General features: G+C 65.7%; 31 protein-coding genes. 5 read left to right on the top strand and 26 right to left on the bottom strand.

Features of this window, described 5'->3' with window-relative positions; all coding sequences use genetic code 11:
• Positions 1–46 precede the first annotated feature (46 nt).
• From ACHWVH_RS14215 to ACHWVH_RS14200, 4 genes are all read left to right on the top strand, one after another.
• Positions 47–544: a hypothetical protein gene (locus ACHWVH_RS14215; RefSeq protein ID WP_295928840.1), complete on the top strand. Its 498-nt coding sequence runs from the start codon at positions 47–49 to the stop codon at positions 542–544.
• 305 nt (positions 545–849) lie between these two features.
• A complete protein-coding gene (katB, locus tag ACHWVH_RS14210) occupies positions 850–2373 on the top strand; it encodes a catalase KatB (RefSeq protein WP_394687426.1) in 1524 nt (507 codons plus the stop codon).
• A gap of 64 nt (positions 2374–2437) precedes the next feature.
• Entirely contained in the window at positions 2438–2995 is a 558-nt protein-coding gene (locus tag ACHWVH_RS14205; RefSeq protein ID WP_394687425.1) for an ankyrin repeat domain-containing protein, read from the top strand.
• Positions 2996–3229: 234 nt separating this feature from the next.
• The gene (locus ACHWVH_RS14200) at positions 3230–4801 is read left to right on the top strand and encodes an SDR family NAD(P)-dependent oxidoreductase (RefSeq protein ID WP_394687424.1); all 1572 of its coding nucleotides are present in this window, start codon (positions 3230–3232) and stop codon (positions 4799–4801) included.
• A gap of 56 nt (positions 4802–4857) precedes the next feature.
• Here ACHWVH_RS14200 and ACHWVH_RS14195 read toward each other — a convergent pair whose 3' ends face one another.
• Both ACHWVH_RS14195 and ACHWVH_RS14190 read right to left on the bottom strand, forming a co-directional pair.
• Positions 4858–5286 carry a hypothetical protein gene (locus ACHWVH_RS14195; RefSeq protein ID WP_394687423.1) on the bottom strand — a complete coding sequence of 143 codons (429 nt, stop codon included), beginning with the start codon at positions 5284–5286 and terminating at the stop codon, positions 4858–4860.
• Positions 5287–5440: 154 nt separating this feature from the next.
• Positions 5441–5908 carry a metallophosphoesterase family protein gene (locus ACHWVH_RS14190; RefSeq protein ID WP_267121784.1) on the bottom strand — a complete coding sequence of 156 codons (468 nt, stop codon included), beginning with the start codon at positions 5906–5908 and terminating at the stop codon, positions 5441–5443.
• A gap of 377 nt (positions 5909–6285) precedes the next feature.
• Between ACHWVH_RS14190 and ACHWVH_RS14185 the strand changes: the two genes are divergently transcribed.
• Positions 6286–7590: an MFS transporter gene (locus ACHWVH_RS14185; RefSeq protein WP_320745347.1), complete on the top strand. Its 1305-nt coding sequence runs from the start codon at positions 6286–6288 to the stop codon at positions 7588–7590.
• A 68-nt stretch (positions 7591–7658) separates the two neighbouring features.
• Here the strand turns inward: ACHWVH_RS14185 and acpA are convergent, their stop codons facing one another.
• From acpA to ACHWVH_RS14065, 24 genes are all read right to left on the bottom strand, one after another.
• Complete coding sequence (acpA, locus tag ACHWVH_RS14180; RefSeq protein WP_394687422.1) at positions 7659–9371, bottom strand: acid phosphatase; 1713 nt, start codon at positions 9369–9371, stop codon at positions 7659–7661.
• 159 nt (positions 9372–9530) lie between these two features.
• A complete protein-coding gene (locus ACHWVH_RS14175; RefSeq protein WP_394687421.1) occupies positions 9531–9821 on the bottom strand; it encodes a hypothetical protein in 291 nt (96 codons plus the stop codon).
• 38 nt (positions 9822–9859) lie between these two features.
• Positions 9860–10858, bottom strand: coding sequence for an AI-2E family transporter (locus ACHWVH_RS14170; protein ID WP_017907681.1), 999 nt, complete (start codon positions 10856–10858; stop codon positions 9860–9862).
• A gap of 268 nt (positions 10859–11126) precedes the next feature.
• Positions 11127–11516, bottom strand: coding sequence for a VOC family protein (locus tag ACHWVH_RS14165; RefSeq protein ID WP_017907682.1), 390 nt, complete (start codon positions 11514–11516; stop codon positions 11127–11129).
• Positions 11513–11851: a hypothetical protein gene (locus ACHWVH_RS14160; RefSeq protein ID WP_394687420.1), complete on the bottom strand. Its 339-nt coding sequence runs from the start codon at positions 11849–11851 to the stop codon at positions 11513–11515. Before ACHWVH_RS14160 ends, ACHWVH_RS14165 begins: the two co-directional genes overlap by 4 nt.
• Positions 11852–11869: 18 nt before the next feature.
• On the bottom strand, positions 11870–12163 hold the full coding sequence (locus ACHWVH_RS14155; protein WP_152240409.1) for a hypothetical protein: 294 nt from the start codon (positions 12161–12163) through the stop codon (positions 11870–11872).
• A gap of 15 nt (positions 12164–12178) precedes the next feature.
• The gene (locus ACHWVH_RS14150; RefSeq protein ID WP_226978688.1) at positions 12179–12475 is read right to left on the bottom strand and encodes a DUF2695 domain-containing protein; all 297 of its coding nucleotides are present in this window, start codon (positions 12473–12475) and stop codon (positions 12179–12181) included.
• An 83-nt stretch (positions 12476–12558) separates the two neighbouring features.
• Complete coding sequence (locus ACHWVH_RS14145) at positions 12559–12780, bottom strand: hypothetical protein (RefSeq protein ID WP_394687419.1); 222 nt, start codon at positions 12778–12780, stop codon at positions 12559–12561.
• Between the two features lie 84 nt (positions 12781–12864).
• Positions 12865–13173: a cyclic-phosphate processing receiver domain-containing protein gene (locus ACHWVH_RS14140; RefSeq protein WP_017915152.1), complete on the bottom strand. Its 309-nt coding sequence runs from the start codon at positions 13171–13173 to the stop codon at positions 12865–12867.
• Positions 13174–13565: 392 nt separating this feature from the next.
• Entirely contained in the window at positions 13566–13763 is a 198-nt protein-coding gene (locus tag ACHWVH_RS14135; RefSeq protein ID WP_394687418.1) for a hypothetical protein, read from the bottom strand.
• 189 nt (positions 13764–13952) lie between these two features.
• Positions 13953–14255, bottom strand: coding sequence for a hypothetical protein (locus tag ACHWVH_RS14130; RefSeq protein ID WP_394687417.1), 303 nt, complete (start codon positions 14253–14255; stop codon positions 13953–13955).
• A 73-nt stretch (positions 14256–14328) separates the two neighbouring features.
• Complete coding sequence (locus ACHWVH_RS14125) at positions 14329–14565, bottom strand: DUF1161 domain-containing protein (protein WP_150409514.1); 237 nt, start codon at positions 14563–14565, stop codon at positions 14329–14331.
• A gap of 217 nt (positions 14566–14782) precedes the next feature.
• A complete protein-coding gene (locus tag ACHWVH_RS14120) occupies positions 14783–15319 on the bottom strand; it encodes a hypothetical protein (RefSeq protein ID WP_394687416.1) in 537 nt (178 codons plus the stop codon).
• A gap of 89 nt (positions 15320–15408) precedes the next feature.
• Positions 15409–15948: a hypothetical protein gene (locus tag ACHWVH_RS14115; RefSeq protein WP_394687415.1), complete on the bottom strand. Its 540-nt coding sequence runs from the start codon at positions 15946–15948 to the stop codon at positions 15409–15411.
• Between the two features lie 56 nt (positions 15949–16004).
• On the bottom strand, positions 16005–16379 hold the full coding sequence (locus ACHWVH_RS14110) for a hypothetical protein (RefSeq protein WP_394687414.1): 375 nt from the start codon (positions 16377–16379) through the stop codon (positions 16005–16007).
• 35 nt (positions 16380–16414) lie between these two features.
• Positions 16415–16831 (bottom strand): hypothetical protein, encoded by a 417-nt coding sequence (locus ACHWVH_RS14105; RefSeq protein ID WP_267112605.1) that lies wholly within the window; start codon positions 16829–16831, stop codon positions 16415–16417.
• Positions 16828–17169 (bottom strand): hypothetical protein, encoded by a 342-nt coding sequence (locus ACHWVH_RS14100; RefSeq protein WP_394687413.1) that lies wholly within the window; start codon positions 17167–17169, stop codon positions 16828–16830. The genes ACHWVH_RS14105 and ACHWVH_RS14100 overlap by 4 nt, the downstream gene beginning before the upstream one ends.
• A gap of 329 nt (positions 17170–17498) precedes the next feature.
• Positions 17499–17792 (bottom strand): hypothetical protein, encoded by a 294-nt coding sequence (locus tag ACHWVH_RS14095; protein WP_267112607.1) that lies wholly within the window; start codon positions 17790–17792, stop codon positions 17499–17501.
• A gap of 119 nt (positions 17793–17911) precedes the next feature.
• Positions 17912–18232 carry a hypothetical protein gene (locus tag ACHWVH_RS14090; RefSeq protein ID WP_394687412.1) on the bottom strand — a complete coding sequence of 107 codons (321 nt, stop codon included), beginning with the start codon at positions 18230–18232 and terminating at the stop codon, positions 17912–17914.
• A complete protein-coding gene (locus tag ACHWVH_RS14085) occupies positions 18232–18594 on the bottom strand; it encodes a hypothetical protein (protein ID WP_394687411.1) in 363 nt (120 codons plus the stop codon). The genes ACHWVH_RS14090 and ACHWVH_RS14085 overlap by 1 nt, the downstream gene beginning before the upstream one ends.
• Positions 18595–18984: 390 nt before the next feature.
• Positions 18985–19356: a hypothetical protein gene (locus ACHWVH_RS14080; protein ID WP_394687410.1), complete on the bottom strand. Its 372-nt coding sequence runs from the start codon at positions 19354–19356 to the stop codon at positions 18985–18987.
• Between the two features lie 68 nt (positions 19357–19424).
• On the bottom strand, positions 19425–19637 hold the full coding sequence (locus ACHWVH_RS14075) for a hypothetical protein (RefSeq protein WP_394687409.1): 213 nt from the start codon (positions 19635–19637) through the stop codon (positions 19425–19427).
• Between the two features lie 11 nt (positions 19638–19648).
• Entirely contained in the window at positions 19649–19870 is a 222-nt protein-coding gene (locus ACHWVH_RS14070) for a hypothetical protein (protein ID WP_394687408.1), read from the bottom strand.
• A gap of 57 nt (positions 19871–19927) precedes the next feature.
• Positions 19928–20227, bottom strand: coding sequence for a DUF705 domain-containing protein (locus ACHWVH_RS14065; RefSeq protein ID WP_267097706.1), 300 nt, complete (start codon positions 20225–20227; stop codon positions 19928–19930).
• Between the last annotated feature and the right edge of the window lie 37 nt (positions 20228–20264).

Below are 20264 nucleotides of genomic sequence, written 5' to 3'. Positions count from 1 at the left end.
CGCGCGCGCTGGTCTAGTATCGCGGGCGACAGGGGGAAACATCATCATGCGAATCGCCACACGCTGGGCGTTCGGAGCGGCGTTGTGCGTGCTGACCGGCATCGCCGCGGCGGGTCCGACCGGTGCACCGACAGATGACGCTGCCGCGGCGGCGCCGGCCAATCCGGCCTATCGCACGCAACTGCTGCAGTTGATCAGCGACGACGCGCAGGCGCGCGCCGATCTCAAGCGGGACTACTCGCCGCAGCGTCTGCAGCACGATACCGTCTCGTTGCGCGCGTATGCACGCGAAGTGCGCATGGCGCAGAAGCAAAGCCAGGAGCGCCTGACCGATCTGATCCGACGCCAGGGCTTTCCCGATGCGCAGGCGGTCGGCGCCGACACGGCGCACGCGGTGTTCCTGATCGCCCAGCGCATCACCGAGTCGGCGTTCCGCGCCGACTTCCAGCGCGGCATCGATGCGGCCGTACAGCGCGCCGCCTACAGCCAAGCCGATCAGGCCCTGTTCGCCGATCGCAGCCGCGCGCTGAGCGCCAAGCGCTAGCGTCCGCCGTCGCGGCGCTACGCGCGGTGCATCGCGCCGCGGTGCGCTTGCGGCCGCATCGCCAGGCATCGCCGCTGCCGCTGGCACGCGCGCGCGTCTACATTTTGCGGTCGATCTGCGGCTGCATCGTCGTCGAGTGACGCAGCGACGACGCTGCAGCTGCAACGGATTGCGCGCTCTACCAATGGTCGCGATCACAGTGCGCGGATGCGATTGGCCGCGTCGATGGCATCGATCGCAAGGAACGAATGTTCTGCGCGTCGCACTCCCGCCATGCTGCAGCTCCCTTCACACGAGCCGACGCCATGCGCCCTGGATCCCTGTTGTTGCTTGTCCTGTTGTCGCCTTCCCTGATCCTGTCGGCCAGCGCCGCGCAGTCCACGCTCACCCGCGACAATGGCGCGCCGGTAGGCGACAACCAGAACTCGCAGACCGCCGGGCCCAACGGCCCGACATTGCTGCAGGACGTGCAACTGATCCAGAAGCTGCAGCGCTTCGATCGCGAGCGCATCCCAGAGCGCGTGGTGCATGCGCGCGGCACCGGCGTGCATGGCGAGTTCACCGCCACCGCCGACATCTCCAACTTGAGCAAGGCCAAGGTGTTCGCGCCGGGCACGACGACGCCGGTGTTCGTGCGCTTCTCCTCGGTGGTGCACGGCAACCATTCGCCGGAGACGCTGCGCGATCCGCACGGTTTCGCCACCAAGTTCTACACCAGCGAAGGCAACTGGGACCTGGTCGGCAACAACTTCCCGACCTTCTTCATCCGCGATGCGATCAAGTTCCCGGACATGGTGCATGCGTTCAAGCCGGACCCGCGCACCAACCTCGACGATGATTCGCGCCGCTTCGACTTCTTCTCGCACGTGCCCGAGGCGACCCGCACCCTGACCCTGCTGTACTCCAACGAAGGCACGCCGGCCGGCTACCGCTTCATGGACGGCAACGGCGTGCATGCCTACAAGCTGGTCAACGCGCAGGGCCAGGTGCACTACGTCAAGTTCCACTGGAAGAGCCTGCAGGGCCTCAAGAACCTGGATCCGCAGCAGGTGGTGGCGGTGCAGGGCAAGGACTACAGCCACCTGACCAACGACCTGGTCGGCGCGATCAAGCGCGGCGACTATCCGAAGTGGGATCTGTACATCCAGGTGCTCGCGCCCGAGGACCTGGCCAAGTTCGACTTCGATCCGCTGGACGCCACCAAGATCTGGCCAGGCGTGCCCGAGCGCAAGATCGGGCAGATGGTGCTGAACAGGAACGTGGACAACTTCTTCCAGGAGACCGAACAGGTGGCGATGGCGCCGGCCAATCTGGTGCCTGGCATCGAGCCGTCGGAAGACCGCCTGCTGCAGGGGCGCATCTTCTCCTACGCCGACACGCAGCTGTACCGCGTCGGCACCAATGGCCTGAGCCTGCCGGTGAACCGGCCGCGCGTGGCGGTCAACAACGGCAACCAGGACGGCGCGATGAATGCCGGCAGCACCAGCAGCGGCGTGAACTACGAGCCGAGCCGTCTCAGCGCGCGGCCGCAGGATCCGAACGCGCGCTACAGCCAGTTGCCGCTGTCCGGCACCACCCAGCAGGCCAGGATCACGCGCGAGCAGAACTTCAAGCAGGCCGGCGAACTGTTCCGCGGCTACAGCAAGAAGGAACAGCAGGACCTGATCCAGAGCTTCGGCGAATCGCTGGCCGGCACCGACGACGCGAGCAAGCACCTCATGCTCTCTTACCTGTACAAGGCCGACCCGGCCTACGGCAGCGGCGTGGCGCGGGTGGCCAAGGGCGACCTGGCGCGGGTCAGGCAACTGGCCGCGCAGCTGCAGGATTGATCCGTCCCACGCGCGGCCCGGCGGCGGTATCGCCGCGCCGCTCACTTTCTTGCGGAGACTCCCCATGCGTCGTGTTGTCCTCGTCCTTCTTGGCCTCGCGTTCAGCGCCACGGCGGTCGCTGCACCGGCCGCACCTGCGGCGCCCGATCCGGCCGCGGTGCAGGCGCAATTGCGCAGCTATTTCTTCGATGCCGCGCGGCAGGGCCGCCAGGACATGCTGGCCGAGTTCATCCGCGCCCATTACGACCTCGATACCCGCGACGACAAGGGCTACACCGCGCTGATCCTGGCCGCCTACCACGGCCAGCAGGCGGCGGTGGAGCAGTTGCTGCGCGCCGGGGCCGACCCCTGCGCGCAGGACAAGCGCGGCAACACCGCGCTGATGGGCGCGATCTTCAAGGGCGAGCTGAGCATCGCCAAGCGGCTGATGCAGGCCGATTGCGCGCCGGACCAGCGCAACAACGCCGGGCAGACCGCGGCGATGTACGCGGCGCTGTTCCAGCGCACCGAGGTGCTGAAGGATCTCGCCGCCAAGGGCGCCGACCTGCAGGCCAGGGATGCGCAAGGCAACGACGTGGCCAAGCTGCAGCGCGGCGAGTTCGCGACCACACCAGCGCGCTGAGCGGCCCCGGCCCGCCTCCGGGGCGGGGTGTCGGGCACGGCGATCGCAGCGCGCGTGGATCGCAAGCCGCGGATCGGCGAAAATGCCCGGGTGGCCGGTTCCTCCGGCCCGCCGCGGCCCGTGCCGCCGCTGTTCCCGCTTCGGCGGGCGGTGGCGCCGCAGGGCCGCGTGCTGCCCTGTCGGCATCGTGCCGGCGCTCTGCCGCGGCCCGCCGTCGCCCATCCCGGATCTGTCTTGAACGCCACTGCCCCCGTTTCTCCCGACGACCTGCCCCAGGCCGAGCGCCTGCGCATCACCCTGGACCTGCTCGAGACCATCGCCGCCGACCGGCGCGTGCTCGATACCCTGCCGGAAGCCGAGCGGGTGCGCCTGCTGCAGGTGGTCGCCCAGGTCTTCAATCCCGAGCCCAAGGCGCGGCGCAAGCTGCTCAAGGAACAGGCGCGCGAGCGCCACCAGGAGAAGGTGCGCAAGGCCGAGGCACTGCTGGCGCAGACCGGCATCCGCGCGCTGCGGCGCAAACCGGTGTTCAGCACGCCCAACTATTTTCCGCCGCACACCCCGGAAGCGCTGACCCATGCGCGGGCCGTGGCCGAGGCGCCGGCGGTGCATTCGCCCGAGTTGCGCCACTGCTACGTGTGCAAGCAGAAGTACATCGAGCTGCATCACTTCTACGACCAGATGTGCCCGCCCTGCGCCGAGCTGAACTACTTCAAGCGCACCGAGACCGCGGACCTGCGCGGGCGCGTGGCGCTGCTCACCGGCGGCCGGGTCAAGATCGGCTACCAGGCCGGGCTCAAGCTGCTGCGTGCGGGTGCGGAGCTGATCGTGACCACGCGCTTCCCGCGCGACTCGGCGGCGCGCTACGCGGAAGAGCCGGATTTCGCCGAGTGGGGCCACCGCCTGCAGGTGTACGGGCTGGACCTGCGCCACACGCCCAGCGTCGAGGCGTTCTGCAGCGAGCTGCTGGCGACTCGCAGCCGCCTGGATTTCATCGTCAACAACGCCTGCCAGACCGTGCGCCGGCCGCCGCAGTTCTACGCGCACATGCTGGCCGGCGAGACCGCCGCGCTGCACGACCTGCCCGAGCACGTGCGCCGGCTGGTGGGCCAATACGAAGGCCTGCGCGGTCCCGATCTGCTGCCGGCTGGGGGCAGCACGCAGATGGCCGGGGCGGGCCAGGGGCGCGCCGGTGCCGACGGCCTGCTGCGCGCCGCGGAGCTGTCGCAGGTGCCGCTGCTGGCCGACGACCTGCTCGCCCAGCAGCACCTGTTCCCGGAGGGGCGCCTGGACCAGGACCTGCAGCAGGTGGACCTGCGCGGGCGCAACTCCTGGCGCCTGCTGCTGGACGAAGTGTCCTCGGTGGAGCTGCTGGAGACGCAACTGGTCAACGCGGTCGCGCCGTTCGTCCTCAACGCGCGGCTCAAGCCGCTGATGCTGCGCACGCCCGAGCGCGACAAGCACATCGTCAACGTGTCGGCGATGGAGGGGCAGTTCTACCGCAACTTCAAGACCACCCGGCATCCGCACACCAACATGGCCAAGGCCGCGTTGAACATGATGACCCGCACCTCGGCGGCCGATTACCAGAACGACGGCATCCACATGAACAGCGTGGATACCGGCTGGGTCACCGACGAGGATCCGGCCGAGATCGCCGCGCGCAAGGTGCAGGAAGAGCGCTTCCATCCGCCGCTGGACATCGTCGATGGCGCCGCGCGCATCGTCGATCCGATCATCCACGGTTTCAACACCGGCGAGCACGTGTGGGGCCAGTTCCTCAAGGACTACGCGCCGACCGATTGGTGAGGCGACGCGCCGCCATCGCAACGGTGCGCGACGTGTATTCGCGCCCGCGCGCCGCCTTAGCCGAGCGTGCGGTCCGCGGCCGTTGCGGCAGCGGTCTCGGCGTCCTTCTCTCGGCCCCAGAACTCCACCATGATGGTCATCATGGTCCACACGATCAGCGTCGGCTGCACCTTGTCCGGCAGCAGGGCCTGGCCCTTGAGCATCACGTCGATCACCTTCGGCAGCGCCAGCACCATCAGCAGGGTGTAGATCGCGTACGCCACCCGGTGCCGGCTGCTGGAAATGAACAGGATCGAGGTGACCAGGCTGGCGAGCACGCCCAGGACCACACCGAACTGCCAGGCGTTGAGGCGCTCGGTGCCGGTGAGCACCAGGCCCAGGACCGCACCGAAGAACATGTTCAGGCCGTTGAGATTGGCCTGGTACTCGTCCCTGGTCATGCGGCCGAGGCCGACCCTGCTGAACACGTTCCATCCCTTGCGCATGCTCGCTCCCCTTCGCATTGCCGCATCCTGGCGTCGCCACGCCTTCCGCTGGCCGCACACCTCCCCGCCTCCACTGTAGCGAAGATCGCGCGCGTTCGTCGCCTGCCCGCCGCGCGTCGCGTGTCGCTGCGCCACGGCGCGGGAACCGCCTGCGCTAGCCCAGGGTCTGCAACTCGCCGCGCGGGCCGGTCGGTGTCAGATACAGGTGGCCGAGGCTGATCGGCAGGCGGAAGCGGCGCGGCCCGGCGCTGCCGGGATTGAGGTAGAGCACGCCGTCGTGGGTCTCCAGCAAGGGCTTGTGCGAGTGGCCGCTGATCACCACGTCCACGCCGTCGGCGACGCGTGCCAGGGTCTTCAGGTCGTGGCGCACGTGCACGCGAACGCCGTCGATGTCCAGGTCCAGGGTCTCGGGCAGCGCCTGTGCCCATGGCGCGGTGTCGATGTTGCCGCGGATCGCGTGCAGCGGTGCCAGTTCCCGCAGTGCGTCGAGCACGTCCGGTTTGCCGATGTCGCCGGCATGCACGATCGCGGCGCACCCACGCAAGGCCGCCAGCGCCTCGGGGCGGAGTAGGCCATGGGTGTCGGCGATCACGCCGAGATGCAGCGGTCGAACGGGACGCATCGGTGGCGCTTCCTGGTGCGTGACAGCGTGCAGGCTACCCGTTCGGACGTGGTGGCGTCGTTGCGACCTGCGCGTGCTGGCCTGTTTCGTGAGGCGATGGCGCCAGCGAGCCGAGAGCGGACGTAGAGATCGTATCGACATCGACATCGACATCGACGCTTGGTGCATCACCGGCGCGTATCGAGATGCACCCGATGTTGCATCAGCGGCAGTTCCGGCCTGGGCGTCGTACCGCTGTGCATTAACCCGTACGTAGCGACGTGCAGCGTCATGGCGGCATGCGTACGCGACGTGTTGTACCGTTGCCGCGCGCGCCGCCCGTGCCGTCGCACGACATCGCAAGGCGGTGCCGTTTCTTCTCCAGCAGACTCCGATCGATGACTTCTTCCGCTACGCCCCCCGCCGCCGAGGCCGCGCCGCACGGCGCCGCCGCCGTGTTCCGCGTGGTCACCGGCAACTTCCTCGAGATGTACGACTTCATGGTCTATGGCTTCTATGCCACGGCCATCGGCCATGCGTTCTTCCCGTCGCATAGCGCGTTCGCCTCGCTGATGCTGTCGCTGGCCACGTTCGGCGCCGGCTTTCTGATGCGGCCGATCGGCGCGCTGGTGCTCGGCGGTTACATCGACCGGCACGGGCGTCGCAAGGGCCTGATCCTGACCCTGGGGCTGATGTCGGCCGGCGTGCTGCTGATCGCCTTCGTCCCCGGCTACGGCACCATCGGCGTGCTGGCGCCGTTGCTGGTGCTGCTCGGCCGCCTGCTGCAGGGCTTCTCCGCCGGCGCCGAGCTGGGCGGCGTGTCGGTGTATCTGGCCGAGATCGCCACGCCGGGCCGGCGCGGCTTCTACGTGGCCTGGCAGTCGGCCAGCCAGCAGGTGGCGGTGGTGTTCGCCGCTGCGCTCGGCGTGGCCCTGCACGCGCTGCTCTCCGACAGCACGATGGACAGCTGGGGCTGGCGCGTGCCGTTCGCCATCGGCAGCCTGATCGTGCCGCTGATCTTCCTGATCCGCCGCTCGCTGCAGGAAACCCCGGAGTTCGCCGCGCGTCAGGCCCCGGACCTGGCCGGCATCGCGCGCTCGCTGCGCGCCAATGTCGGATTGATCCTGGCCGGCGTGGGCATGGTGATGATGACCACCGTGTCGTTCTACCTGATCACCGCCTACATGCCGACCTACGGCCGCGCCGAGCTGCACCTGAGCGAGCTGGACAGCCTGGTGGTGACCGGCTGCATCGGCCTGTCCAACTTCGTGTGGCTGCCGGTGATGGGCGCGTTGAGCGACCGCATCGGCCGCAAGCCGCTGCTGGTGTTCGCCAGCGTGGCGATGCTGCTGACGGTGTGGCCGGCGCTGCAGTGGTTGGTCGATGCGCCGTCGTTCGTGCGGCTGCTGCTGGTGGGCGAGTGGCTGTCGCTGCTGTACGGCGCCTACAACGGCGCGATGGTGGTGGCGCTGACCGAGGTGATGCCCGCCGAGGTGCGCACCACCGGCTTCTCGCTGGCCTACAGTCTGGCCACCGCCACGATGGGCGGCTTCACCCCGGCGGTGTCGACCTGGCTGATCCACACCACGCACAGCCGGGCTGCCCCGGCGCTGTGGCTGTCGCTGGCGGCGCTGATCGGCCTGGCCTGCACCTTGCTGCTGTTCCGTCGCCAGCGCGGCGCTGGCACGTTCCACGCCGCCTGAGTGCCGCATTGCCTGGACGCGGGGCAGGGCGGCGGCAGTCCGCCCCGTCCTGCGCAACCTGCGCCGGCCTAGCCCAGGTCCAGCGCGGCGGTGAGGTCGCCCGGCACCATGCCACTGGCGGCGTGCATCGCGCGCTCGCGCTCGACCAGGCCCGGCAACGGCTCCAGGCCGAAGCGGCGGGTGATGAAGCGCAGGATCGAGCCGGTGTCGTAGACGCTGTGGTCGACGTGGCCGCGCCTGGCGTGCGGCGACACCACCAGCGCCGGGATGCGCGAGCCCGGGCCCCAGCGGTCGGCCTTGGGCGGCGCCACGTGGTCCCACCAGCCGCCGTTCTCGTCGAAGGTGATGAACACGACGGTCTTCTCCCACAGCGGGCTGTTGCGCAGCGCCTCCACCACCATCGCGATGTGGCGATCGCCGGCGGCCACGTCGGAATAGCCGGCGTGCATGTTGAGGTTGCCCTGCGGCTTGTAGAACGTCACCGGCGGCAGCGTGCCCGCCTGCACGTCGGCGAGGAAGCGGTTCTGCGGGGCGGTGTCGCCCAGGCCGCCGTCGCGCAGGCGGCGCGTCCGCGCCGGCGTGCCCGGGGCGAGGTTGGCGAAGTAGTTGAACGGCTGGTGGTGGATCTGGAAGTTGGGGCTGCCGGGGAACTCGCTGGTGTCGCCGGTGTCGCCCTTGCCCTGCACCGCCAGCGCCCAGCCGCCGGCGTACCAGGCCCAGTCCACGCCCTTGGCGTCGAGCGCGTCGCCGATGTGGCGGTGGGTCTGCGGCGGCAGCGTGTTGGGGCTGTTGGGGTCGGCGTAGTCCGGGCGCGTCGGGTCCTGGCTGGTGCTGGGCTGGAACGGCGGGCTCAGGGTATTGATCGCCCAGAAATCCGGGGTCAGCGCGCCGTTGCGCACGAAGCGCGGCCGGCCGTTGAGCGCGGTGCCCGGCGAATCGTCCTGCACCGCCAGGCGGATCTCGTCGGGCCGGTCGCTGGCCAGCACGCTGATCTGCGTCCGCCCCGGGCTGCTGTCGGCCTTGGGGTAGTACGGCGCCTGCGCGGCGATCAGGTACTGGTGGTTGAGGAACGAACCGCCGAACGCGCCCATGAAGAAGTTGTCGCACAGCGTGTAGTCGCGTGCCAGGCTCCACAGCCGCAGCGTGGCCGGCGCATCGGCGTAGTGGCCCATCACCAGGCCGCCGGCGTCGCTCCACGCGGCGAAGCCGTCGTTGCGGCCGCCGTTGATCTGCATCTGGTTCTCGTAGAAGCGGTGCACCAGATCGCGGGTCACGATGCCGTGCGGCAGCAGCTGGCCGTCCGGCGTGCGCAGCGCGAACGGCGCATTGGGCAGCGGCCCGATCGCGTCCTCGCCGATCTTGTAGCGGCGATGCGCCACCACCTGTTCGTCCGGCGCCAGTCCGCCCCAGATCGGCGGCAGGATGTCGAGCACGCTGCCGTCGCGGTCCACCTGCCGCGCCTGCGCCGGCGTCACCTTGGACAGCGGCTGCTGCAGTCCGGGAAACTCGGGGAACAGATTGTTGAAGCTGCGGTTCTCGGCGTAGATCACCACCACGTGCTCGATCTTCTGCCGCAGCTGCCGATCCAGTTCCGTCGGCGACAGCGCACGCGCTGGCGCGCGCTTGGGGCTCTCGGCGTGGGCTTCGGCGGGGCCGCCGAGCGCCAGGGCGCTGCCGGCCAGCGCCAGGCCGCCGAGCAGGCGTCGGCGTTGCGGGTTTTCGGGGGTGGTGTCGGTGTCGGCGGGCGGGGTGGACGCGGGATCCTGGGGCGGCTTCTTCACGGGGTCATCGGGCGAGGGAAAGGCACCCGCCAGTGTGGGCCGCGTGAATGACAAGTCAAAGCCAGCCGGTCCCAGCGCGGGGCCGGCGTTCAGCGGCCGTATCGCAGGCCGCGCTCCCGTGACGCTGGATGACGCTGCGCCGGGCGGTGCCCGAGGCCGTCAGCGGCGCACCCGCGCGCGGCCGAATACCTGCTCGCACAGCAACACATAGTCGCCCGAGCCGTCGCGTGCGGCCGCGCCGCTGGCGATGGCGGCGCTCAGCGCCGCGCCGAGTCGCGCCTCGCCCAGGCGCGCGGCCAGTTCCGTCAACTGGGCCTGGAACCGGTGCTGCATGTCGGCGATCTGCTGGGCATCGTGTCCGAGCCAGGCATAGCCCTTGTCGTTGTACGCGGCGGCACCGTGCAAGGTCTCGGCCAGATCGCGTTGCAGGTCCTGCGGATCGGTGGGCATCGTCGCGTGCGGGGCGGGGTGGGAGCACGCACCGCAGATCAGGCGGCGGGCTTTCCGGCGCCATCCGCGCCCTCGGCATCGCCCAGCGCATGTTGCACGTACAGGCGCTTGACCAGCACGTAGAGCACCACGGTGAGCGGCGCCGCCAGCACCACGCCCATCGGCCCGAACAGCACGCCGATACCGAACAGCGAGAACAGCAGCAGCGCTGGCGGCAGGTCCACCGCGCGCGCCTGGATCAGCGGCTGCAGCACGTGGCCTTCGAGTTGCTGCAGGACCACGAACAGCAGCAGCGCGCCCAGCGCCACCTGCGGGCTGACCGTGAAGCCCAGCAGGATCGCCGGGACCGCGGCCACGATCGGGCCGACGATGGGGATGAAGTCCAGCAGCGCGGTCAGCAGCCCGATGCCCAGCGCCACCGGCACGCCCAGCAGCCACAGGCCGATGCCGGTCAGGGTTCCGATCACCGCCATCGCCAGCAACTGGCCGGTCAGCCACGCGCGCAGCGCCTGGCCGCTGGCGGTCAGCGCCTCGTCGGCGACGCCGCGGCGGTCGCGCGGCAACAGGTGCAGCAGGCCCTGGCGATACAGCCGCGGCTGCGCGGCCAGGTACAGCCCGCCCACCATCATCAGCACCGCGTCGGTGACGCCGCCGCCGGCCGACAGCACGATGGCGCCGGCGTGCGTGGCCAGGGTCGAGGCGCCGTCGCGCAACTGGTCGGGGATGCGCTCGATCTGCGGCCCCAGCGGACCGGACTGCAGCCAGGCGTGGAACTTGTTCCAGGCCGCCGGCAGGGTGGCGCGGAAGGTGTCGATCTGCGCGGCGACCTCGGCGCCGAACAGCAGCACGATCGCCGACAGCGCCAGCACCAGCACCAGGATCACCAGCGCCAGCGCCGCCCACTCCGGTAGCGGCAACCATTTGCGCAACAGCGTGGCCAGCCCGTGCAGCAGCACGCCCACCACCACCGCACCGAACACGATCAGCAGCAGCTCCGACAACTGCCAGGCCAGCAGCGCCAGCGCGCCCAGCGCCATGACGACCAGGACCCGCGCCGCGAAGGGACGCAGGGGCGAGGGGGAACTCGGGAGGGAGGCATTCATTGGTGGCGCGGATCCCGATCAGGACAATGAGCGCGGACAGTAGTGATAGCGCAGTGCAGGGCGAGCGAAGATCGTGTGCCGCCGGTCGGCGGCGCCAATCCACCGGTCGGCGTGCACGGGCGATGTCGGCGGGGCTGGTTCGACGCTGATCGGTCGGGCGTCCCGTGCTACCGGCCGGCCAGTCGACCGGCCGGAGCGGGCACTACTGCCCGGCGGGCGGCTGCCAGAGCTCCACCTTGTTGCCTTCCGGGTCGATGACCCAGGCGAAGGCGCCGTATTCGGACTCATCGATGCGGTCCAGCACGTGGCAGCCTTCCTCGCGCAGTGCCGCGACCAGCGCGTGCAGATCGTGCACCCGGTAATTGATCATGAAGGGTGCCGTGCCGGGCGAGAAGTGCGGCTCCTGCGCCGCCGCGCCGATCGACCAGACGGTGGAACCGGTGACCGGCGCGCCGCTGCCGTCGTTCCAGGCGAAGGCGGTGCCGCCCCAGGCCTGCACGTCGATGCCGAGATGCCGCTGGTACCAGGCCTGCAGCGCGGCCGGGTCCTGTGCCTTGAAGAAGATGCCGCCAATCCCGGTGACGCGCTTCATGGAGCCTCCGCTGGTCCGATGGTGGGCTGGGCGGGCAGGGGCTCGTAACCGTCGCCGCGGCCGCTCAGCCAGCGCAGTCTACGCTTGCCGGTCTCTCCCAGGTACGCCGCGGCGGCCAGCAGCAGCGGATGCCGCAGGTCCGCGTCGATCATCAAGCGCACGTGCCCGTCCACTTCGATGTTCAGGAAATGCGCATGATCCGCATCGTCGTCGTAGCTGCGCGCCAGCAACCGATCGCTGCCGTCGCTGAAGCGGTAGAGGGTGTAGGCATAGTAGTAACCGTACCCGTCGTCGGGCTCGCTGGCGTCCACGTGGTGGGTGATGTCGACGTGCATGCGGGTATCGTGTGCCTGTCAGGCCGCCCTCAAGACCACGTGGCCTGTCCCTTCGCTGCCGTTCGCCCAGAGCGTGAAATCGGCGCCCGCCGGGAAGTGGGCAAGTGCGTCAGGCATCAGCAACTGTACCCCTGCGCGGAACGTGACCCCGGGCGCCGGGCTGCCGGTGAAGGTGAGGCGGGCCGACCACTGCTGCTGGTCGATGCAGAGAATGGCGCACCACTGGCCGGAGACGAGCGCAGTCGCCTTGCTTCCTGGTTGCGCAGGATGCAGCAGCAGATCGGCCAGGAAGTGATGCGGAAGGTCATGCATCAGGTCGATGTCCGGTCACGGCTTGCCCCAGCGCTCCTCGACATTGAACAGCACCTCGCAATCGCAGAAGCCTCCGTGCGCACCGAGCCAGGGGATGACCGACTCCGGAGCGACATCCTGGGACGCGAGGAACTGTGTGGTGAGTCGCAAGGAGTGATCGCAGCCATCGGCGAGCGCGTCGTTCAAGTAATCGAACAAGGCCCAGAGCGTTTCCTTCGGAAGGGGAAGCGCGGCCTCTTCGGATGCGCGCGGCTCGGACTGCACCGTTGTGCGGGGCGCGTTGCGACGTTGGGCTTCCGGATTCTCTGTCATTGTCGACTGTCACAGGGAGGATGCTGCGGCGAGGCCTGCCATCAGCGTGAAAGCTGAGATTGAAATACCGTGCCAATGAATCGCTAACCATCCTCAGACACATGATGAACGATGGAAGGATTGTCTTCGCAATTCCTCAAGACGGCATACTTGCCATCCGTCTTGCCAATCAGCGAAATCGGGAAGGACCTGTTGCCGCCATCGACGGAGATTCTGACCTCCATGTCCTGGTTCTCGAATGTCTTGAGCTCTTCGATCAACTGCGCGACCGATTTGCCTCTGGTTGTCCAATCTGGATTGATCATCTGCGAGTGTCAGGTATTGGAGCAGTAGGCACGTGCCGGACAAGTAGTCGGCTTCTCCATCATCTCAGCCGCATCGCAATGGGATCATGCAACGGGTCTGTTCTTTGCCGCTAGCCGCTCGATCGCCTCGATGCCAAGACGCATCTTATCTCTCGCCGAAGTGTTTGCAGAATGGACGTGCATCCTGGGCGGAACGAAGGACCGAAGTGCCACTGCTTCCTCGATCCAGAGCACCACGTCGTAACCGGTTCCGCGTGCATCGTCGCCGAGATCATGGTCCAGGCTGAGTTCCTCTACCTTCCCGGTTTGGAGCAGCGCGATGACGTCATCCGGCCAATAGGCCCTTGTCCATCCTGCGGGTGTCTCGCGCTCATCGTCCAGAAATACACGCATGGTAATCGGCACCTGTCTTCGCGTCGGCGGGTCTGCCCATCGACCCGTACGCGATGAACCTACTACAGTCCGAGCGTCGGCGCGATCTCGCAATGCCGCGAGAAAAGGGCGACGCGGCGCGCTGCATCAGCCGGCGAATCGCCATAAACTCAGCACATCCGTAGCAGCGTATGTCGGAACACAAGGCCTTCCGGCGGGTATTGGTGCCGGCGTACTGCATCGTGTGCCGTAGACGGCGGCAGTTCGACACGCGATTGGATACATCACACCTTCAGGCTTGCAAGGGCGATGATGTGCCTGGCCTTCTCGTCACCAAGCGCGCCTACTTCCGCTTCCTGAATGATGCCGCGACGCAAAAGGACGGCGAAGACGAGGGTGAGCTGAGAATAGCGTTAGTCGTATGTCTGAGCGATTTCGCGCTGCTTTTTTACTGCCTGGTCGACCAAGGGCCATAGAGCGCCCGGCGTGTCGATGCTTGCGGCACTGCGTTTGAACTCTTGGAGATAGGCTTGGAGTTCGCGTTGAAGCGCGGTGTCTAACAGTGCCCTGGCTGCCTTTTTCTCGGAAGCGCTCCAGGTCATGTCATGCATGGCGGCTTTCTCTTTCCGGGTACCTAGCCTGTCATGAATCATGCCAGAGCGGGGCTGGATGCGATAAGGAGTGGCTTACGCTGTTGATGCCGGTCGGATGCATCACCTGATCACCAGGCGTGGCTTGCACAACGCAGTTGTCATGAGCAGAAAATCCGCACGGATTTCCATGCAAAACTCCCAGGACGGTCAGTCGCTCTGCCTCCAGGCTTTGATGCACAAGGTCACGCGCTGGCGGGTCTCTGCATCCGCCTTGCGAATCAGATACGGCGACCGATTGCCCAACACCCCCGGCGCGGTCGACTGCACGCGCTCGGCGAGCTGCGCGATGAAATCACGCCCGAGCGCGCGGTACTGCGCAACTTCCTGAGCTGTCAGCGCCATGGTCCACGCATAACCGACGGGGCCATGGCTGCAGTTGACGTCGAGCAGCAGTGTGTCGCCGTCGCGCAGAAGGAACCAGGCATGCGGTTCGTGATCTACTACCTGCATGAAACGCTCCTTCGACGTGCGAGGACAATGCCTCGCGTCCACGTTGCATGCATGACGTAACAGCTCCTGTTGCTTACGTCGACGGCTTGTTCTTGCTGTACACGATCTTCTTGCTTCCCGCCGCACAACTGCCGATGACCTTCCGATCCTTGACGTCGGCGTTGTCGACGATGTTCAGCGTGTAGTCCTTGACGCCGTTGGCATCGAGTTTCGCGGTGAGCTCGGCCTTCAACTCCTCGCAGGATCTGCCCGCCGCGAAAGCGGACGAGGAGGCGAAGGCAAGCAGCAGAAGCGCGATGGCTTGTTTCATGATGGCACCGATAGTCGATGAGGGAGAAAGAGGTTGCGGAAAAAAAACGTAAGGTGTGGCGGCTTTGGCATGGCGGTCGACCTGGTCGCTCTCGGGAGCAGCGCCGCCGCGCCGAGTGTAGCAAGCGCAAATTGCATCGACCGCTACCGCCACCGCACTCGGTCGGCGGCCGGTCGGGAGGAGCGGGACGCCGACGCCGCGGCCTGTTTCGGCGCACTCAGGGATCGACCCACACGCCTGCGTCGTACATCAACCGCATCGTGTAGTTGAGCTGGAGTGTCTGGTTCGGGCCGCAGGCGATCTGCGTGGTCTTGTCCGATGCTCCAGGTCCGGAGACGGAGATGGACGAAGCGGATCTGAGCGGGTCGAACAGGCTGTACCGGTAGCCGCCGTTGCTGAACTCGATCGATGCGTTTCCGTTGGGAAACGTGTTGTAAGTGAAGAGACCCGTCGGCGGCTTCTGCTGTGCGGGGTACTGCAGCACCAGCTTGCCGCTCTCCGACGCCCGATACTGCAGGTAGCCCGAGGTCCGGTTGACCGCCTTCGACGAGCATAGCGAAAACTCTCGCTTGCGCGTCTGGCACGTCCACAGGGTAAGCTCGTCCTTGCCGCAGAGCTGGCTGTGCTGGTATTCGCTCTCGGACTCCTGCAGTGTCGCTTGGCTGATGGATGGCACTGGCTCAGACGCTAGTGCTGCGAGCGGCAGGCTCGTCAAGGTCGCTGTCATGGCAATGCTTGCGATTGTCTTCTTCATGTTGTGCCAATCCCGTTGTGCCGGGTCATGTCAGAGGAGAGTCGGTGTGGACAAAACGACGGTGTCGCCTCCTGCGGCAGCATGGGGGTCTAATGCGGAGGCCGGGACCTTGCCAATAGCGTCCGAGCGCGCCTGCCCAGCTTGTCGCGATCTTTCAAGTAGATTGTAGGAGCATGGGTGACCGCAACGGTGGTCGCTGCCTGCAGTGGTGAGAGCTGGCTAAGCGGTTTGCCGAATTCCCGATTGGCAAAGCTGCTCAATCCATGATCTGTGCCGTTGTAGGAAAGACTGCAGTAGAGGCCGTAGATGTGCGACTCGTCGAAGTGCACCGGTAGCAGCACGCTCCAAAGCGCGTTGCGCACGTGCGACTGACCTTGCGCCAAATCCGTGTAGACGAGGGACGTCACCAGGCGAGCCGCATGCGGGGAGGGCGATCCCACATTCGCATCGATCAGCCTGCGAATCGCTTCGGGAGGAGTGGCGTCTTCTGGATTGGCGTGGGCGAGCAGATCGCGGATTCGGGCCAGATGTGGGCGGACAGCGAGCGCATCGTAAGCGACCAATGCGACAAGCGTTGCCAGGAGGAGCAGCGCCGTTCCTTTTTCAACGAATCTGATGATCTTGACCATGAGCGTCAGCCAACCTTCGGGCGACATTGGCAGGTGTAGTCGCGTGCTGCACGCGACTACAGCAGCCGGCGTTGATCGGCCGCGCGCCGAAGCACCCAGCCGACAAGCAGGCCGAGGCCTGCGGAGGCGAGCAGCTGCAGCCATTCCACAGCGACGAACATGGCTGGTTCGTCCGTCATGTCTGGTGGCAATAGCGCCGCGAGAACATCCGCGAAAGCGGCGTAGATGACCAGGATGAGGCAGGCGTGCGCGAGGCGATGCTGCGCCACGCGTCGCGTCATGTGTGCAAACAGCGCGGAGCATAGCAGGAACGAGAGGAGATTCCAGGCATTGATCCATCCAAGAGGGTCGAATAACCTGCTGGCAATGCCAGTGCCCCACTGGAAAAGGAACAGTAGCGCGGTGTAGGCAAGGATCGCTTTCCAGTTCATGCGGGCATTTCCGAGGTGCGTGATGGAAGCGGAGTTCAACGACTGTCCGTCGCAGCGCGGTGGACGATCGTCAAGGCTCCCGTATCGAGCCTGGTGATCTCGAACGGGCTTTTGCGGTTCGGAAACGCGACCGGCGGATAGTAGGCGACCACGTAGCTCGCCTCCCCTCGGCAGGTAACCACGCGCCAGCGTTCTTGACGCCAGCCATTATTGCCGCTGACGGTGGCTTCGACGGCCAGCCTCTCTGCATAACAGGACGGGGGAAGCGCTTCACGGATCAAGGACAGCCAAGCCTGCTCCAACTCCTCCGTCGCACGCGCTGACGGCAAGGTTGCCATCAGGATGCTCGTGCTCATCGCCAGACGCAGTGCAAAGCTCGCCGATTGCATTGGAGCATGTGTGGATAGGACGGGATGCGGCATCATGCCGCGAGTGACTGTCGTCTGGCTCATGGCCCGAACCGGGCAATCACGGAATGGCAGGCACGCATGGCCATCGGCCTGGCCCAGCCCTCTGCATGCAGTAGTTCGGGGGCCAGTTCCGCCAGGGCGTCGGGCGCCCATTCCTTGCGGATCGGCCCGATGGGGAGCGCATCCGTTTCCGACTCGATCAGCGAGAACATGCGAAAGTCAGGGTCATCGTCGGCAACACCGACACGATGGCCAAGGGCGGCCAGGCGGTGGCAGCCATCCAGCAGCGGAATCGAGCCGGTCACGATGCCAGTGGCAATTTCCACTGCTCGCCTCTGGCAGGCTTGCACGTAGTCATGCTGAGTCAGATGCGTTTGCATGTGTTGTTCGTTGGCCGATGTCTGGGATGTCTAGTGCCGCGGCTGGCGTGCAATGACGATGCTCAGAGCGGTCAATCGCACTTCGCCGCGTTGGAAAAGACTAATCGAGAATGGAGCAGAGGAGCAGGAGGTAGCGCGGCGGGAATACCGAGCCACCGATCAACATCGGTAAGTGCAGCACTGCCGCAGTAGTATGGAGCTCGAATGCTGACACGGGCCGCGCCAATAGGCCGGAAGCCACCACCACGCACCAGGCATATAGGCTTCAACCGCCTAAGTGGACGCATTCCTTTCTCCGATCCTCAGCATTTCGGTGCTGCGCCGCCTGGCTAGTGCGACGGATCGCTTTGTTCCGTTATCAGAAAGTCTTGCGGAGAGAGGCCGTACTCAAAACTGGCTTGCTGGAATGCTGCATCCAGGTTTTCGTGCCAAGTGTCGCCACAGAACTGCCCGGTCGCAGTGTAGCGATACAGGAAGCAATATCCGGTCGCCGGCTCGACTTCGATCTCGATGCGGTCAGGCATTGGCATCGAAATGGCGTCGATCGGTTCCCCATGGTCGTCGCCAGCGGCCAGGTGGATATTCTTCAGCTTCAGCAATCGTAGTGTCGCGCTGTATTTCACGGGCTGATGTCGTGTTGGCTGGATGGAAAGGAGCCTTTAGTCCGTTTGGGTGGCATGGTGGACCGGGTCGCTTCCATCGCTGTCAGCGCCCAATTCAGTGCCGAACTGAACGAGGTGCTTTAGCTCATCGAGATACCATGCAGTGCCTTTGCCTGGGCATAGCAGTCGACGCAGACGAGTCTCATGTCGTTGAACGCCCTGAAAGCCTTCGTCATGTCACCTTCGGTGGTGAACATCTCCTCGCAGTCATGGCACCAGGCCTGAAGGTCGTTGGGATCGCTGCTGTTCTCTATGAATCCCGCGGGCGCCGGCTGACAACGGAGCAGATGCCGGCAGACCACGCTGGCGATCCGTTCGCCATTGGGGCCACAGCTCACCAGCAGTGGTTCACGTGCTTCAAGATCACCCGCCGGGTAGTCGATCGAATCCTTGGTTGCCATCATGCGTGTCCGTTGAAGACGACATCCAGAAAGATCTTCTCGACAGGATCCCAGCGTGCAGTGAAGTAGCATGGTCCGCCATCGAAGACCACGACCATGTGGGTGGCAGCCGTCGCTGGTGGAGTGCTACAGAACGCATTGATCAGGATGACCTTGTCACCACGAAACGTCTGGCCCTGGTATTGGAAGGTGTAGCTGCTCCAGTCGGGAAGCCGAATCTTGCCCATGGACGCTTGGCGCGTCACATACGGCTCGAGCTGCTGCCTGGCTGCGGCGACATCCTCGGTATTCGGCGTCCACGAGCCGCCGGGGAGTGAAAGCCAACTGCCGATTGCTATTGAAAGGGCGACGACGTAGTTCATGTGGCACCTGGATGTGAGTGAAGCGCTCGCTGTTGCACCACTTCGCCCGCAAGAGCGCCTCATTTGGCAGACAGCCACCACCGGGACCGCAATCGGATCCAAGGTTTTTGTAAGCGCGCTGCGTTGCGGAGAGTCTGCCACAGCTCGGGTTACAAAAGAGAAGGGAGGCGTCGTGGTTCGGGGGCATCCAACTACCCCCTCTCGCGATGCATTAATTCTCCGTGGTCGGTAGCCCGGATTTTGCCGGCGCGTCCTTTGACGCGCCGGGCGTGCAGGCAGCGAGCAGCAGGGTGAAAGCGGGGGTGGTAGCCGATCGAGGAGAGTCATTCCGCAGCCTGACGCCCGAGTTGGGCCGCGTGGTAAGCGTCGGCTTGAATGATTAGCTAGGCATCAGTCCGCACACATTTCACGGACCAGCCCATCCTTGATGTACTTGTGGCAGCCATAGGTTGCCATCCAAGTCGAACAGCTACCAATCGCCTGAGTGCCAACGGGCACCGCATCCGCCACCAGGCACGCTCCTTCGCATTGCGTGCTATCGGTGCAGATTTTCAGCCCGTCGCTTGTCTTGACTGCGCACGACTTGTCGCCACCGGGCAACCCTTGTTCGATCCAGAACTGGTCGGCAGCCTTGCACGCAGCTTCTGTACCAGGAACGTCGGGCTTCTGTGCCAATGGAATGTCTGTGAGCTGGTCATGCTGGACGTTTCGAGCGCAGCCGAGCATCGCTAGAAAAATCAAAGCCAGCAGGCCACTTTTCATGATGCCTAATACCTCAATTAAGCCGACCCGCGAAGCGGCGTCGGCTTGGGCGAATTGTTAGGCGCGGGCTAGTCCCACGACAGCGACCACCAACGCTGACCTTCGACCAGCGGAGGCAGCTCGCGCGGTTCGCCGTAAGGCCAGCCTTGGTCTGCGCCATCAGAGCGCAGTTCAGCAGCCCACGACTGAACTACATCTTCCGGCGCAGACGTAAGAATATGGACGTTCTCTGCATACGGCCACGCCCCGTCGATGATCGGGTCAAGGTCGTAAATATTCACCAGAACAGCCGCTACCTCGGGCTTTGCAGCGATCTCTTGAAGCTTGTCACGGAAAAAGCCAATGCCAGGTGATCGTCGAGGTTGATGGCGATGCATTCGTTGTCGCCGTTGTCGGCGAAGAATAGCTCGGCGGGCACAACAGGCGGCGGCTCTTTGTGTCGCCAATCAGGAGTGCGGAACCCTTGCGCGAACACCTCGCGGAGCAATGCGGCACGACTCTTGGAACCTTCCATAGCACCTAATACTTGAATTAAACCGACACGCGAAGCGTGTTCGGCTTGAATGGACTGTTAGGCGTCACCTGCATTGCCCGGAAGCACGTGCTGGCAGTAGCGCCACTCATGAACTGCTTGATCATCAATGTAAGCGTCAGGCTTTGGCAAGAAAGTCACGAAGCAATCCTCAATGCCCAGTTCAATAGCTGAGGCGCGGGCGTATTCCACGCCACCTGAACTCCACAGGTAGAGGGCAACGTCCTGGGCGTGCAGCTCACGAATGCGAGCCACAACCGGAGGCATTGGAATGCGCTTGGTGCCGGCAGAGCGGATCAGCGTGTCATCAACATCTACAAATACTATGCGTTGTTTCATGTGACACCCAACACCTGAGTTAAGCCGACCCGCGAAG

Source organism: uncultured Xanthomonas sp. (genome assembly GCF_964278005.1).
In the GTDB taxonomy this organism is placed as follows: domain Bacteria; phylum Pseudomonadota; class Gammaproteobacteria; order Xanthomonadales; family Xanthomonadaceae; genus Xanthomonas_A; species Xanthomonas_A sontii.
The sequence above is the reverse complement of the archived record's forward strand: the minus strand, read 5'-3'. Positions and strand labels throughout refer to the sequence as shown.